Below are 15,405 nucleotides of genomic sequence, written 5' to 3'. Positions count from 1 at the left end.
CTTGCCGGGCTGAACCGCCCCCACCCTTGCACATTCTGTGTCGCAGCTCACGTGTTTGCAGGTACTGTGAAGTAGACGCACGGCAGATCACAGCGGTTCGGTAAGGAGCATCGTGGAAAAATCATCATTGACGGCACTGGCCCGGGAACTTCTGGGAGCCGCCAAGACCAAAAACAGCGGCCGCAGTTCCCGGACAGTTTACGGCGGGCATGCGCGTGTCCTGCGCCAAACAGTGGTTGCCCTGACCGCGGGGACCAGCCTGGATGAGCACGACAGCCCGGGAGAGGCCACGGTTCAGGTACTCAGCGGCCGCATAGCCCTGGTTTCCGGTGATGTCACCTGGGAAGGCTCCCCCGGGGACCACTTGGTGGTGCCCATCGCACGCCACAGCGTGGAGGCTCTGGAAGACTCAACGTTCCTGCTGACGGTAGCCAAACCGTAGCCTCCTCCTAGGATCTGTGTCGCACTTGTTGCCTGGGACCCGCAGCTCCCGCGAGACGCCACCGCGCCCGGCAGTGTGGGTACTGGAAGCCACTGTCTCATTGTCATCGTTGAGGACAATGCGCCAATGACCCCTGCCGCCGGACAGGAACGCCGGCAGCCAGTGGATGGCGTCGGCCCACATCTGCGCTTCGGGCAACTCCCCCACCGGATACCACAGGGGTGCAATTTCATCGCTCTCGTACGCCTCGCCGGAGAAGGTCTCGCTCAGGAAGACAGTGGTGAACATGTCCCACTCGGGCCGGGCCGGAAAGATAAAATCCACCGTGCCGGCCGGGATCAAATTGGCTTCAACCACCACGATGGACGTTTCTTCGGCCACCTCACGGCAGATGGCCTGCCTCGCACTCTCCCCCGCTTCGACATGCCCGCCAATGCCAACAACCTTGCCCGTCCCGAAGCCTGTTTTTTTCTTCCCCAGCAGCACCTGCCGAGCGCCTTGGTGGCTACGGATCAGGAAACACAGGGTTACGGGTGCGCTCATGAAGCCAGCCTAGAGCACCGGGGAGTCGTGGCGAAGGGAACTTCCCCTCCCTGACGGTTTGGCACGCCGCCAGTGCGCTGGCAGATCGAGCTTTTCGGCCCGGCACTATTGTCGGTGGCATGCCACGGGGGCCCATGAAATGTCATAGGTCCCCGTGGCACACCACCGGCGGAAAACCGCCGTCGAGCATCAGTTTCTAGACGAACTGCCAGACCAGGGCTGCCATGCCGAAGCCCACAATGGAGAGCAGAGTCTCCAGCACCGTCCAGGTCTTCAGGGTGTCCTTGACGGACATGTTGAAGTACTTGGAGATGATCCAGAAGCCGCCGTCGTTCACGTGGCTGGCAACGATGGAACCGGAGGCGATCGCCATAACAATCAACGCGAGTTGCGGTTGCGAATAGCCGGCGGCGAGAACGCTGGGGGCCAGGATCCCGCCGGTGGTCACGATCGCTACAGTGGCCGAACCCTGGGCAATACGCATGCCGGCGGCGATGACGTACGCGGAGAGCAGCAGCGGCTGGTCCGCCGTCGCCAGGGAGTCAGCCACAGCCTGGCCAACACCTGTAGCACCCAAGACGGCACCGAAGAATGCACCGGCGCCCACCACCAGCAAGATCATGCCGACAGGACGCAGCGAGGAGGAGGACAGCTCGGAGAGCTCTTCAACTGTCATGCCGCGGCGCGTACCCAGCAGCCACATGGCCAGCAGCACGGCCACTGTCAGGGCGATCGCCGGGTTGCCCAGGAATTGCAGGGTGGTGCGCAGGCCGCCGTCGGGCAGCAGGACGTTGCCGAAGGTGCCACCCAGGATCAAAATCATGGGCGAACCAATGGACAGCAGCACAGTGCCCAGCGCCGGGTCGCCCAAAGCTTTGGCTTCCTCGGATTCCTCAATAACACTGTCCTCGGGCACGGCCACCATGACGCGCTTGCCAATCCAGGTGCCCCAGAGAATGCCGGAGGCAAACCAGGCCGGGATGTCGCAGGCCAGGCCAGGCCCATGATGATGATCCAGCCCAGTTCCACGTGGAAAAGTCCGGCAGCGGCCACGGGCCCGGGGTGCGGGGGGCAGGAATGCGTGGGTGACGGACAAGCCAGCCACCAGCGGCATGGCGTACAGCACCAGCGACTTGCCACCACGGAGGGCGGCCACGTAGACCAGCGGCGCCAACACGAAAATGCCAATGTCGAAGAACACGGGAATACCGAGCACAAAGCCTGTGATACCCATGGCCAGCGGCGTCCCCTTGTGGCCAAAGACCTTGACCAGGCGGCTCATCAGAACCTCTGCACCACCCGAGCGTTCCAAAATGGCACCCAACACGGTACCCAGACCAATGATGGCCGTGATGTGACCAAGGATGCCGGCGAAACCCTTTTCAATGATCGAGTCACTGCTCTTGGTGGCGGAGCCGACCAGATCCTGCACGGACACGCCGCCGGCCAGCGCCACGAGGACACCGACCACCAGCAGGGCAATAAACGGTTCAAGCTTGACCTTGATAAACAAGACCAGCAGGATGGCGATGCCCACGCCGGCCAGGAGCAAGAGCCCCCACCGTATCGTGGTGCAGCCAGTTAATAGACTCTGTCATGAGGGCACTTTCGAAAGAAGATGGTTAGCGAAAAATGCCGGTAAACGCGCTGGCGCGGGCGGTGATATCCGCCCAGGTGCCGGCGGCGACGACGGCGGGCGGCACCACTGCCGTTCCGCAACAGACGGCGACGGCGCCTGCGGCCAGGTAGTCGTTGGCATTGGCGGCCTCGATGCCACCGGAGGGCAGCAACTTCACCCCCGGGTAGGGACCTTGGAGGTCCCTGAGGTATCCCGGGCCCATGGCGCGGGCCGGGAAAATCTTGACGACGGCGGAGCCCAGGTCAAGCGCCATGGCCACCTCGGTGGGGGTCAAGGCGCCCAAGGCGAAGGGAATCCCGGCCGCGGCAACAACCTTGGCAACCTCGGGACGAATCCCGGGTGTCACCAGAAACTAACCCGCAGAAAACGCCGAAAAACGGCTCAAAATCGCGTTTTTTCGGCGTTTTCTGCGGGTCAGTTGCAAAAGAGGCTAGCCGAGCGCCCTCGGGTGCGCCGCGGCGTACACCTCACGCAGCGTCTCGGCCGTGACGAGCGTGTACACCTGTGTGGTCGTGACCGAGGCGTGGCCCAGGAGTTCTTGCACCACGCGGACGTCGGCACCACCTTCGAGCAGGTGAGTGGCGAAGGAATGCCGCAGCGTGTGCGGGGAGACGACTGCCTGGACCTGTGCCTTGTTGGCTGCCGCCTTGAGTATTGTCCACACGCTCTGGCGGCTGATCCGGCCGCCCCTGGCGTTGAGGAAAAGCGCCGGTGTCCCGGCCCCCTTGAGCACCAGAGCTGGGCGCCCACGCACCAGATACGCCTCCAGGGCGCGCAACGCAAAGGAACCAATGGGCACTATGCGCTCCTTGGAGCCCTTACCGAAGAGCCGCACCAGTGACGGCCCCTCATCGAGGGTCTCGGGCAGCACCAGGTCATCAACATCGAGCCCCACGGCCTCACTAATACGCGCCCCGGTGGAGTACAGGAATTCCAGCATGGCCGCATCGCGCAAGCCTGCGGGTGAGTCCGAACCGGCGGCTTCCAAGATTCGTGTGACGTCGTACACGCTAATGGCCTTGGGCAATCGCTGCCCGGCTTGGGGCGGGTGGACGTCAGCTGCGGGGTCCGCGGCGCTCATGCCTTCCAGGGCCCAGAACTTGTGCAGGCCGCGCACAGCCACCACAGTTCTCGCCACCGAGCGCAAGCCCAGGGCTGAGCCGCCGTCTGCACCGTCGGAGAGTCCCTGGGCGAACTCGCTGACATGATGGCGGGTGATCTGACCCAGCTCGGTCACCCCGGCGGCGGCGAGGAACTCCTCGTAACGGCGCAGATCCCTGGAATATGCCTGCAAAGTATTGGGCGCCAAACCGCGTTCAACACCCACGTGGAGCAAATAATCTTGAATGTTCCTGCCCAGCACCGAGGAAGCTGCAGGAGATGTCACCGTTGGCGCTGAGCCGGGTGCTCGGGCCATGCCGAGCCGGCCGGGCGCAAGGCGGAAAAGCCGTCGCGTTGAGCCTGTGCGGCAGCCAAAATGCCGACGACGGCGGACGGGTTGTGAATGCGCCCCTCCAACACGGCCGTGGCCGCAACGTCCAAGTCAACCCAGCGGAACGTGATTTCGGCTTCTTCCTCGGTGCGCACGTGGCGGTCAGCCTCGGGCACCTCCGAAAGGTCGCGTGCCAAATAGATTCGGATCGCCTCACTGGAGGAACCGGGAGAGTTAAAGAAATCCGTCAGAACATGCCATTGGGCCGCCACCAGATCGGCTTCTTCAGCCAATTCCCGGGCAGCACCCACCACGTAGTCCTCGCCTTCAACATCCAAAAGCCCGGCCGGGATCTCCCACAGGACCATTTGAACGGGGTGCCTGTACTGGCTCAGCAGCAGGACTTGGTTGTGCTCGTTGAGCACCACAACTGCCACTGCCCCGGGATGGGCAATGTAGTCGCGCGTGAGTGGTTTAGCTCCGGGTGTGAGGCTGAACGTGTCTGAGACCACGTCCCAGATGCGGCCCTGGTACACCGTCGAGGAGGACTGTAAGGGTCGGTAGCTGATCGCATCAGCTACCGGCTCCCCCGCTGGGTGCGCAGTGTCCGTCCACGACGGTGTACCGGGGGTTGTCACTAGACTTCCAACAACCGCGTAGCGTTCTGGCGATCCAGGGCAGCTGCCACCAAACCGGCAAAGAGCGGGTGCGGCCGGGTGGGGCGCGAGCTCAATTCCGGGTGCGCCTGGGTGGACACGTAGTACGGATGTATCTCACGGGGCAGTTCAACAAACTCCACCAGCTTGCCGTCCGGTGAGGTTCCGGAGAACACCAACCCGGCGTCAGCAATCTGGCCACGGTACTTGTTGTTGACCTCGTAGCGGTGGCGGTGACGTTCGGAAACGTCGGTGGTGCCGTAGGTCTGGGCCACGACGGAACCCTCGGCCAACACTGCCGGATAGAGGCCCAGACGCATGGTGCCGCCCAGATCGCCCTTGCCGTCAACAATGTCCAACTGCTCTTCCATGGTGGCAATGACAGGGTACGTGGGGTTGGCATCGAACTCGGAGGACGATGCGCCTTCCAAACCAACAACGTTTCGGGCGTACTCGATGACCATCGACTGCAAGCCAAGGCAAAGACCCAGCGTGGGGAGCTTGTTTTCGCGGGCAAACTTCAGCGCACCAAGCTTGCCCTCCAAACCACGGATGCCGAAACCGCCGGGGACACAGATCGCGTCTACGTCGCCCAGTGCCGTGCGGGCACCGGCTTCAGTTGCGCAATCATCGGAGGGAACCCAACGGATCTTGACCTTGGTGCTGTTGGCGAACCCGCCAGCACGCAGGGCCTCGGTGACCGAGAGGTACGCATCAGGGAGGTCAATGTACTTGCCCACCAGGGCGATCTCGATGTGGTGCAGCGGGTTGTGGACGGCTTCTAGCAGCCTGTCCCACTTGGTCCAGTCGACGTCCTTGAACGGCAAGTCCAAGGCCCGCACAATGTAGGAATCCAGGCCCTGCGCGTGAAGTGTCTTGGGGATGTCGTAAATGCTGGGCGCGTCCGGGCAGCCAATGACTGCCTCAACGTCAACATCGCAGGCGCGGCCAATCTTGGTGTGCATGGCCTCGGGCAGGAGACGGTCCGAGCGCAGGATGAGAGCGTCGGGCTGAATACCCAAGGAGCGCAGCGCGGCAACTGAGTGCTGCGTTGGCTTGGTCTTCAGTTCCTGGGACGGGCCAATGTAAGGCACCAAGGAAACATGGGCGAAGAACACGTTGTTGCGGCCAATGTCCTGGCGCACCTGACGTGCCGACTCCAGGAATGGCTGGGATTCGATGTCGCCAACAGTGCCACCAATTTCGGTGATGATGACGTCGGGGGCGCTCTTGCCCTCGGCAGGCAAGCGCATACGACGTTTGATCTCGTCGGTGATATGCGGGATGACCTGAACGGTGTCACCTAAGTATTCGCCGCGGCGTTCCTTGGCAATCACTGTCGAGTACACCTGACCGGTGGTGACATTGGCTGAGCCTTCAAGATTTTCATCAAGGAAGCGCTCGTAGTGGCCAATGTCCAGGTCAGTTTCGGCGCCGTCGTCAGTAACGAAGACTTCACCGTGCTGGAAGGGATTCATTGTGCCAGGATCCACATTGAGGTAGGGATCTAGTTTTTGCATGGTCACCGAGAGGCCGCGTGCACGGAGCAGGTGGCCGAGGCTTGAAGCCGTCAACCCCTTACCCAGCGAGGACGCTACGCCGCCGGTGACGAAGATGTGTTTGGTCGTCTTGGACTGACCACTGAACCGGGAATTTGATCGTTGCACCACGGAATTTGAGCCTATCATCTAATGAGCCAATAATCGTTCGCGGACGGTACTTAAGTTGAGTACAGGGGCCCCTTGTCTTAGGCTGCGGGGCGCGCCGCCTGCGCCAACAACTCCTTCGCATGGGCCTGTGCTGTCGCTGAGTCCTCCTGCCCGGCAAGCATTCGGGCCAACTCCACAACCCGTTCCTCGTACGTCAAAAGCCGCACATTACTGGTGGTAATTCCTGATGAGTTTTTGCTCACAGAACTCTTGGTGACCAGGATGTGTTGGTCGGCAAACGCCGCCACCTGGGGCAGATGGGTGACCACCAAAACCTGTACATGTTCGGCCAGCATGGCCAGCCTGCGCCCAATTTCCACAGCCGCCTTGCCACCTACTCCCGAATCAACCTCGTCAAAGACGAACGTCGGCACCGGGTCCACAGCGGCCAACACCACCTCAAGGGCCAGCATCACACGGGACAGCTCTCCGCCGGAGGCGCCCTTGCCCAGCGGGCGCGGCAAGGCACCTGCGTGGGGGGCCAAAAGGAAGGCGATGTCATCCTCACCGTGGAGGCTGCGTTCGGCCCGGCTAATCTCGATGACCAGCTTGGCGTCCGGCATGGCCAACGCCTTCAGTTCGGCGCTGACGGCCTTGGCCAGCTTCAGTGCGGCCGAACTGCGCAAGGCGGTAACGTCGGCTGCCAGGACGCCCAGCTCCGCCAAGGCGGCTGCTTCCTGCGCCTCGAGGGATTCGATCCTGCCGGAATCATCGCTCAGCTCCGCCAGCCGAACCCGTGCGGCGTCGGCCCAGGCCAGGACTTCATCAATGCTCGGGGCATATTTGCGCACCAAAACGGCCAGTGCGCCGCGGCGGTCCTCCACCTCGGACAGCCGCCCTGGCCCGTCCGTGTCCAAGGAGGTTGCGTAGCTGGCCAAGTCCCGGGCAATGTCGGCGAGCAAGTAGCCCACCTCGGACAGCCGCTTGGCGGTTTGGGTTAGTTCTTCATCGCTCTGCGCAACGGACTCCACCAGGCGCTTGGCCGTGTCCACCAGGGCGCCGGCATCGACACCGTCGCCGTAGTCGGCAGCGCTCAGTGCCTCGTGGGCGCCCAGCGTGGCTTTGCGCAGTTCCTCAACATTCCCCAGTTTCACGGCCTGGGCCTTCAGGAGCTCATCCTCCGCCGGCAGCGGTTCAACAGCATCAATCTCGGCCAGGGCTGTTGCCAGGGACTCAGCCTCGCGCAGGCGTTCCCGGCTGGCCGCGCGCAGCTGCGCCAGTTCGCTCTGGGTTTCGCGCCACCGCTCGAAAACCAACTTATAGTTGCCCAATTTGGCCGTAAATCCCTTGTTGGCTTCAGCGGCAAATTTGTCCAAGGCCACGCGCTGCGCCGACGGGTTCTTCAACCGGATTTGATCCGACTGCCCGTGCACGGCAACAAGGGCTTCCCCCAGCTCGTTCAACACGCCGATGGGGGCGCTGCGCCCGCCAACATGGGCCCGGCTGCGCCCGTCGGCACTGACTGTACGAGCCAGAATCAGTTGCGCACCACCGTCAAACTCGTCGATGTCGGCGCCTGCCTCGACGGCACGCAGCAGCGCCGGATGGCCTGCCGGCAGGGTCAACGTGGCTTCGGCGGAGGCGCTCTTTGCCCCGTTGCGCACGGCCCCGGCATCTGCCCGGTTTCCCAGCAGAAGTCCGACGGCGGTCACCACCATGGTCTTGCCGGCGCCGGTCTCGCCACTGACGACGCTCAGGCCCGGGCCCAGCGGAAGCGTTGATTCGGAAATGACGCCGAGGTCACGGATGCGGATTTCTTCAATCATTTACTCTCCTCCCCGTAGAAGCCCTGGGTGCCGGAGTACTGGCTCTCCTGCGGCGGGATCCTCAGGTCGGGGAGCTGCGGAATGGGCCCGGTGCGTGGACCTTCCAGGGACGTTTTGGGGCGAAGGGTGTTGATGATCGGCAGCTGGGTGGTGGTTGGCTGAGCCTCCTCGGCGGAGGGGCCGCGCCACCCTTGAACGGGCAGCTCAAACTTGCGCACCAGACGTTCGGAGAAGGTGGATTGCTGCGTCCTGGCCAGTTTGACCGGCTTGGTGGAACGGGTGACCTCGATGCGGGCACCGGGCAACAGGTCCACTGTGCGCCTGCCATCACACCATATGACGCCGTAGGCGCCGTTGCGTGTGAGGACTTCAACAGCCAGGGTGGAGGTGGGCGCCACCACCAGCGGCTTGGCAAAGAGTGCGTGAGCGCTGATGGGGACCATGAGCAGGGCTTCAACCCCGGGCCACACCACCGGCCCGCCGGCGGAAAACGCATAGGCCGTGGATCCTGTGGGGGTGGCCATGACAACCCCGTCGCAGCCAAAGGACGTCAGCGGCCGGCCATCCACCTCAGTGACAACTTCAATCATGCGTTCGCGGTTGCCTTTTTCCAGGGCAACTTCATTCAGGGCCCAGGTGTGCGCCACCACCTTGCCGGCGACCTTGACGAGAACATCCAGGCACATGCGTTCCTCAACGGAGTATTTGCGCTGCACCACCGCCGCAACGGTTTGGATGAGCTCTTCGCGTTCGCTCTCGGCCAGGAACCCCACATGGCCCAGGTTGACGCCCAGCAGGGGCAGGTCGAAGTCGCGGACAATCTCTGCGGCCCGCAGAATTGTTCCGTCGCCGCCCAGAACCATGACAAGTTCAATGTCGGCCAGGGTGACATCCCTGTCCAAGATTTCCATTTTGACGCTGGATACCCCCAAGTACCCTGTCATGTCCGCCAGCTCTTCGGCGTACATGACGGGAACAATACTGTTTGCATGAAGTTCCACGCACGCCTCCAGGGCTGCCAGCATCGACTCTTCACGGCCAGTATGGGCCAGAATCAAGACTCGCCGTGTCATGTGCTGTTTCCTCATCACGTTGTAGCAGGAGAACTTATTACTCGATTACCTGTTGCCGGCCCCAAATGCAGCGGGCCAGAGTTGGGCCAGCAGCGTCTCCACTGCCAGCTCTTGTTCTTCGATCTTAGGCGCAGGCCCCGACACTTCGCGGCTCGCAAGCAGAAAATACTCAACATTTCCATCTTGGCCAGGCAGCGGGCTGGTTCCAATGCCTTGCAAACGCAGCCCATTGGCGACGGCGGCCGAGGCAACCAGGGCCACCGCCCGGCGTCGTTCATTCTCACTGCTGACAACACCGGTGCGGGCCAAACGGTCCTTGCCCACCTCGAATTGGGGCTTGACCATGAGCAGCAGCTCGCCGCCCTCCTTGGTGGCCAAGGTCAAGGGGCCCATGACCTTCGTCAGGGAAATGAAGGAAAGGTCACACACTGTCAGGTCCGCTGCCCCGCCCATGTCCTCGGGGTGCATGTAGCGAATATTCAGGCCCTCGTAGACTTCCACGCGCGGATCGTTGCGCAGCGAATCCACCAGTTGACCGTGCCCCACATCCACGGCAGCAACCGCGGCTGCGCCGTTGCGAAGCAAAACGTCGGTGAATCCACCCGTTGACGCGCCCGCGTCAAAACAGCGTTTCCCGGCAATGCTCACGTGCGGGAAATGCGCCAGGGCACCGGCAAGCTTGTGGCCGGCACGGGAAACATAGTCGACTTCGGTGCCCTGGGCAATTTCCAGCAGCATCTGCGCCGTAACAGTGTGTGCGGCTTTTACCGCAGTCACACCGTCAACGGTGACCCGGCCGGCCTTAATGAGAGTTGCCGCCACCGTCCGTGAACGGGCCAGGCCGCGGTTCACCAACTCTTGGTCCAGACGGGTCATGAGGATGCTCCTTTAAGCGCAGCTGCAGGGTCCGCGTTGAGTTCACTTTCCAAAGCTGCCAAGACGGTAGCGTACAGCTCCTTGTGCTCCCCCACCGGACGTTGTCCAGCCTGGGCAGCCAACCCCACGAGGGCATCAACGGCGGCATCGCCTGTCGGTTGGGACGCCCCGTTGGCTACGGCATTCATGGGAGGAACGTGTGCCAGGTGATGACGGGTGTGGTGGCCGCATCAGACTGGGGAACTGCTGCCCACCAGGCAGCACAGGCGGCCCGCCACGCATCCGGATCATCGGAGCGCCCGGCAATGTGGACGGTGTCCGCCGTTTCGCCAGCGTTGCCCTTCACGACTGTCGCGGCAGCGGCACCACAGGTCACTTTTGCGCCGTCGAACGCAATGTCCGGGTAGGCGGTGTACAGCTGCGCCAGCGTGGGAATGATGAACATGGGCCGTTGAGCCGTACTGGCACGCAGCGCGGTCTCGCCCGAATCCACACCTGTGAGGACAAGCGCCGTGGCCATACCGGCGTTGTTGCCGCCTAGAATGTCGGTGTCCAGCCTGTCCCCCACCACCAGTGGCGCCTTCGCGCCTAGCCGGTTGGCTGCCGTGTGGAAGAGCGGAGCCTCGGGTTTTCCTGCCACCAAGGGATCATGGCCGACGGCGGCACGCACCGCCGCGACCAACGTCCCGTTGCCGGGGGCGATGCCACGGTCACGGGGAATGGTCATGTCAGTGTTAGTGGCGATCCAGACGGCGCCGGCGTTGATGGCGTAACTGGCCTCGGCCAAATCAGCCCAACCCAGTTCCGGATCAAAGCCCTGAATGACGACGTCAGGAGAATCGGCGGCGCCCGCCACAATCACCATGCCAAGGGCCTGCACCTCTTGCGCCAGGGCGGTGCTGCCGGTGACCAGAACCTTCGTTCCGGCCGGAAACTTTTGGGCCAGGAGGGCGGCGCCAGCTTGCGCCGAGCTCACCACTTGATCGTCGTCGGCAGGGGCGCCAAGCGAGCGCAAATGCGCAGCGACCTGCGCCGGCGTACGTGAAGCATTATTAGTCACGTACGCCAGCTTTACGTTGAGCGCCGCAAGGCCGCACAACGCGTCAATGGCGCCGGGAATGGCGGCCGGACCGGCGTAAACCACGCCGTCCAGATCCGCCAAAACCGCGTCATATTCAGTGAGCAAATTCTTAGCGCTCACTGTTGGGGAGCTCGCCGGAATCCTCGCCTTCGGCGGATGCACCGTAGGCTGAATCGTCGTCGGACTCGGCTGTTGCACTGTCCTCGTCGGCACTGTCTGCATCTGAATCAGCATCGTCGGATTCGAAGTAGGCCGGCTCGGCGTCGTCCACGTTCGGCTCGTCCTGTCCTGCCGCGTCGGCATCGGTGAAGGTGAGCTCGGCAGCTGCCAACGTTCCGGCGTCGTTGGCTACAGGTGCCGTGGCCGGAGCCATGACATCGGAAACGCGCACGCGAACGCGCGGCGAGTCCAACGGGATATCTTCGTCATCGCCCAGGTCCATGATGATCTGGTCGGTGCTGTCGTCGATACCCAAGGCTTCCTCGGCCACCAGGGCCTGACGCTCCCATGTCTTGGCCTCATCCTTACGACCAGCTGCGCGCAACACCATGCCGTAGGCACGGAACAGGCGCGGGCTGAAGGAGAACGCGCGGTTGATGTCCAGCTGCGGGATCTCCAGGGCTGACAGTGCAGCATCAAGTTCGCCAAGATCGCCACGGGCGCCGGATTCAACGATGGCCAATTCCACCTTGCCGGCGGTGTCCAACGTTGCTGCGTCCTCGGACTTGATCAAGTCCAGTGCACGGTCCGGGCGGCCCAGACCGCGTTCGCAGTCTGCCATCATCGGCAGGTGATCATTGGAGCCGCTGATGCGGCGGTAGGTGCGCAATTCACGCAAGGCTTCGTCGTACTTGCCCGCTGCATAGGCCGTCATGGCCACTGCTTCACGAACACACGCCAAACGGCCACCACGACGGCTCGCTGCCAGTGCGTGCTCGAAAGCCAGCTCAGGTTCGAAGTCGATCAAACGCCCGGCCATGACCAAGTGCTTGGAAACCCATTCGTTGTTGCGGGCGTCCAGGATCCGCAGCTGGGCGCGGGTAACCTTGTCCAGCTCCTCACCTGTGACATCGCTGTCGATGTGCGGTGAACGGTCGCGGTCCGGGCGGTTGGAGCTACGCAGATCGCCGGCGTTGCGCTCCGGTGCCGTGCGGGGTCCGCGGTCTTCGCGTGCGCCGTGGCTGGGGCGGTCACCTGAGGGGCGGTCGTTGCTACGCGCCGGACGGTCACCGTAGGAGGGACGGTCGCCTGAAGGACGGTCGTTGCTGCGTGCCGGACGGTCACCGTAGGGACGGTCGCCGCCTGATCGTGCCGGACGGTCGTCACGGTTGCCGTAGGAGGGACGGTCGCCCGAAGGACGTCCACCCTGGCCACCGCGGTCATCGCGGCTACCGTATGAGGGACGGTCGTTGCTGCGTGCCGGACGGTCACCGTAGGAGGGACGGTCACCGTAGGAGGGACGGTCCCCTGAAGGACGGTCGCTGCTGCGTGCCGGGCGATCGCCGTAGGGACGGTCGCCGCCTGATCGTGCCGGACGGTCGTCACGGTTACCGTAGGAGGGACGGTCGCCTGAAGGACGCCCACCCTGGCCACCGCGGTCATCGCGGTTACCGTAGGAGGGACGGTCGTTGCTGCGTGCGGGGCGGTCCCCGTAGGAGGGACGGTCGCCCGAGGGGCGTCCACCCTGGCCACCGCGGTCATCACGGTTACCGTATGAAGGGCGGTCGTTGCTGCGTGCGGGGCGGTCACCGTAGGAGGGACGGTCACCTGAGGGGCGCCCACCCTGGCCACCGCGGTCATCACGGTTGCCGTAGGAGGGACGGTCGCCTGAAGGACGCCCACCCTGGCCACCGCGGTTGTCACGGTCACCGAACGGCTTGCGATCTTCACGACGCCCGTTCACCATGGGACGGTCAGCGCTTCGGTTGTCGCGGTCACCGTAGGAGGGACGGTCGCCTGAAGGACGTCCACCCTGGCCACCGCGGTCATCACGGCTACCGTAAGAGGGACGGTCGCCCGAGGGGCGTCCACCCTGACCGCCGCGGTTGTCACGGTCGCCGTATGCGGGGCGATCGTTGCTGCGCGCCGGACGATCACCGTAGGGACGCGCCGGTTGGCGGTCATTTGTAGCCGGACGGTCCCCGTAAGGCCGGCCGTTGCTACCATTGTTCTCGCGTCCGCGAGAGTTACTGTCGCTCTTTCCTTCGTAATGCTCAGCCATGCCGACTCCTAAACCTTCGAGCGCACTAACTGGCACAGTAACAGCCGCTCTTCACTCTTGATGATCTTTGAAAAAATCTCTGGACCTATTGGTCCATCTACTAGTCTAGTCGAGCTTGACGGCCCCACCCATGAATCTGGCGTATCTGGACAAGATGAGTGGCCAATCACAGACAAACACGCCGTCGGAGGCCGAATCCTGCCCAGAAACTTGCTGGTAATCGATCCTGACTCGTGTCATGCCCCCATCAACTGACTCAAACCGGATTTCAATCTCTGAACTGCCGAACTGTTCCTGACCCAAAGTCCATTGCAACTTGATGAACCCAGGCGACTCCCACTCCTCAACATCCGCCCACACAATTTCTTCGCCGTCGTCAGCTTCCTCGACCAAGTGGTCGCGCAGAATAGCAACATGGCTGCCGTCACCAAAGACACTCTGCTCACCAACGGGCCACCAAAGGTGCACCGCATCTGTAAATCCATCAAATGCTTGGTCGCCGGGAACATCTATGACAACTGACTGTTCAAACGTTTCTGCGGCCCGAGGTGACACATAGTCGGGTTCGTGTGCGTGGGAAAATAGATTTGGCATTCACTAACCTTACGTCGCTGGCGCACGTATCGCATGACCCGTCCCGGCAGGAGAATTCCGCAGACCCTCTGGAACAATTTCCCCACGACACGCGTCAATGAGCCTTGGGATCGCTCCGCCTGTGACAAAAAGGCGCCCGTTAATTGGGCTCTCCATAATCCAGGTTGTAGCAGCGGCCTGAAGCTTCCGGTCTCAAGTAGCGATCTGGCGATGTAGTTGGTGGGGTTGCGGAACCCGAGGGCGGTGCCGCGAAGGTGTTCGAGTCGTCCGTCGATCACCACGGTTGGGCCGTTGCCGGTGCCCGGACGGTCGGTCGGTCGAAGTAGGCCAGTGCGTCGACGGCGCGCTTCTACAGCGTTCGGACCAGCGTGATCACCTCGCTCAGCGCAGAAGGGGAACGCCTGCGACTTCACACGCCCGCTACACCCTCGCCTGTGAAGAACTGCTATATTGTGCATTCCAAAGCAAAGGAGCGCCCCGTGGGCAAGGTGGTCATGAACAGCACGGTGCCGGTGGACGGCTTCGTCGCGGACGAGAACGACCAGCCCGGACCGCTGTTCGACTGGTTGACCAGCGGTGACGTCCCGTTGGACGAGAGCGGCGAGTTGAAGGTTTCGCAGACCTCCTACGACTACACCCGGCCGTACTGGGACCAGATCGGGGTGACAATCGTCGGCCGCCACGTCTTCGACTTGACGGACGGCTGGGACGGGACGCCTCCGGGAGGGATCGACCACATCGTCGTCGTGACGCACCGGCCCAAGCCCGAAGGTTGGGACCCCGAGGCGCCGTTTCACTTCGTAGACGGCGTCGAGGCAGCCGTGGCCAAGGCGCAGGAGCTCGCGGGTGACCGCATCGTCGAGGTCGCCGCTGGCGACGTCGGTGGTCAGGCGCTTGCCGCGGGCCTGGTTGACGAGGTACGCATGGACGTCGTACCCGTCGTGTTCGGGTCCGGCAAACGCTACTTCGGGTCGGTCCACGCACAGCACCTGTTGGAGGATCCCGACGTGGTGATTCAGGGCAACCGCGTGCTTCACCTGCGCTATCAGGTGCGCCGTTGACCGATCTGAGCGGCTACGCGAAGAAGTCCATTGCGAACGGTGACACAAGATCGGGCCTCCGGCTGCGTTTGCCCATCGCTACCCCGGGGCCCTCGCGCCAGCCGACATCCAGCCGGCGATTACACCCACGAACCACGAAGAGCCGTTAAATGGTTGTGGCCACCCTTTGGGGGTGGCCGTGGTTGTTTGGTTGTTAATGTAAGGGAGGCCCCACACCTGGGGTGTGGGGCCTCTACCTGTTTACGTGTTGTCCGGCGGTGTCCTACTCTCCCACATCCTCACGAATGCAGTACCATCGGCGCTGTGGGTCTT

Annotated in this window: 15 protein-coding genes and 1 pseudogene; 2 read left to right on the top strand and 14 right to left on the bottom strand. The window is 63.0% G+C overall.

The window, feature by feature from the left end; translation table 11 throughout:
• The first annotated feature begins 112 nt into the window (after positions 1-112).
• Entirely contained in the window at positions 113-442 is a 330-nt protein-coding gene (locus ACX80E_RS04720) for a cupin domain-containing protein (protein WP_459300755.1), read from the top strand.
• Here ACX80E_RS04720 and ACX80E_RS04715 read toward each other — a convergent pair.
• The 14 genes and pseudogenes from ACX80E_RS04715 to ACX80E_RS04650 form a co-directional block, all read right to left on the bottom strand.
• Positions 410-985 (bottom strand): 8-oxo-dGTP diphosphatase, encoded by a 576-nt coding sequence (locus tag ACX80E_RS04715; protein WP_459300754.1) that lies wholly within the window; start codon positions 983-985, stop codon positions 410-412. The genes ACX80E_RS04720 and ACX80E_RS04715 overlap by 33 nt on opposite strands.
• 196 nt (positions 986-1,181) lie before the next feature.
• Complete coding sequence (locus ACX80E_RS04710; protein WP_459300753.1) at positions 1,182-2,537, bottom strand: GntP family permease; 1,356 nt, start codon at positions 2,535-2,537, stop codon at positions 1,182-1,184.
• Between the two features lie 70 nt (positions 2,538-2,607).
• Positions 2,608-2,970, bottom strand: a complete 363-nt coding sequence (locus tag ACX80E_RS04705) for a bifunctional 4-hydroxy-2-oxoglutarate aldolase/2-dehydro-3-deoxy-phosphogluconate aldolase (protein WP_459300752.1) — start codon at positions 2,968-2,970, stop codon at positions 2,608-2,610.
• An 84-nt stretch (positions 2,971-3,054) separates the two neighbouring features.
• Positions 3,055-4,041, bottom strand: a complete 987-nt coding sequence (xerD, locus tag ACX80E_RS04700) for a site-specific tyrosine recombinase XerD (protein ID WP_459300751.1) — start codon at positions 4,039-4,041, stop codon at positions 3,055-3,057.
• The gene (locus ACX80E_RS04695) at positions 4,008-4,694 is read right to left on the bottom strand and encodes an NUDIX domain-containing protein (RefSeq protein WP_459300750.1); all 687 of its coding nucleotides are present in this window, start codon (positions 4,692-4,694) and stop codon (positions 4,008-4,010) included. The genes xerD and ACX80E_RS04695 overlap by 34 nt, the downstream gene beginning before the upstream one ends.
• Positions 4,694-6,400 (bottom strand): CTP synthase, encoded by a 1,707-nt coding sequence (locus ACX80E_RS04690; RefSeq protein ID WP_459300749.1) that lies wholly within the window; start codon positions 6,398-6,400, stop codon positions 4,694-4,696. The genes ACX80E_RS04695 and ACX80E_RS04690 overlap by 1 nt, the downstream gene beginning before the upstream one ends.
• Positions 6,401-6,459: 59 nt before the next feature.
• Positions 6,460-8,187 (bottom strand): DNA repair protein RecN, encoded by a 1,728-nt coding sequence (gene recN, locus ACX80E_RS04685; protein ID WP_459300748.1) that lies wholly within the window; start codon positions 8,185-8,187, stop codon positions 6,460-6,462.
• Entirely contained in the window at positions 8,184-9,260 is a 1,077-nt protein-coding gene (locus tag ACX80E_RS04680) for an NAD kinase (protein ID WP_459300747.1), read from the bottom strand. Before ACX80E_RS04680 ends, recN begins: the two co-directional genes overlap by 4 nt.
• 45 nt (positions 9,261-9,305) lie before the next feature.
• Positions 9,306-10,136, bottom strand: a complete 831-nt coding sequence (locus tag ACX80E_RS04675) for a TlyA family RNA methyltransferase (protein ID WP_459300746.1) — start codon at positions 10,134-10,136, stop codon at positions 9,306-9,308.
• A complete protein-coding gene (locus ACX80E_RS04670) occupies positions 10,133-10,324 on the bottom strand; it encodes a hypothetical protein (RefSeq protein ID WP_459300745.1) in 192 nt (63 codons plus the stop codon). Before ACX80E_RS04670 ends, ACX80E_RS04675 begins: the two co-directional genes overlap by 4 nt.
• Positions 10,321-11,337: an HAD-IIA family hydrolase gene (locus ACX80E_RS04665; protein WP_459300744.1), complete on the bottom strand. Its 1,017-nt coding sequence runs from the start codon at positions 11,335-11,337 to the stop codon at positions 10,321-10,323. Before ACX80E_RS04665 ends, ACX80E_RS04670 begins: the two co-directional genes overlap by 4 nt.
• Positions 11,327-13,438: a tetratricopeptide repeat protein gene (locus tag ACX80E_RS04660; protein WP_459300743.1), complete on the bottom strand. Its 2,112-nt coding sequence runs from the start codon at positions 13,436-13,438 to the stop codon at positions 11,327-11,329. Before ACX80E_RS04660 ends, ACX80E_RS04665 begins: the two co-directional genes overlap by 11 nt.
• A gap of 105 nt (positions 13,439-13,543) precedes the next feature.
• Positions 13,544-14,032, bottom strand: coding sequence for an SRPBCC domain-containing protein (locus ACX80E_RS04655; protein ID WP_459300742.1), 489 nt, complete (start codon positions 14,030-14,032; stop codon positions 13,544-13,546).
• 161 nt (positions 14,033-14,193) lie between these two features.
• A pseudogene (locus ACX80E_RS04650) lies at positions 14,194-14,426 on the bottom strand (transposase); the annotation flags it as partial.
• A gap of 85 nt (positions 14,427-14,511) precedes the next feature.
• Between ACX80E_RS04650 and ACX80E_RS04645 the strand changes: the two are divergent.
• Positions 14,512-15,093, top strand: coding sequence for a dihydrofolate reductase family protein (locus ACX80E_RS04645; protein WP_459300741.1), 582 nt, complete (start codon positions 14,512-14,514; stop codon positions 15,091-15,093).
• Positions 15,094-15,405 lie beyond the last annotated feature (312 nt).

It is taken from the genome of Arthrobacter sp. TMN-49 (assembly GCF_054511095.1).
The sequence above is the reverse complement of the archived record's forward strand: the minus strand, read 5'-3'. Positions and strand labels throughout refer to the sequence as shown.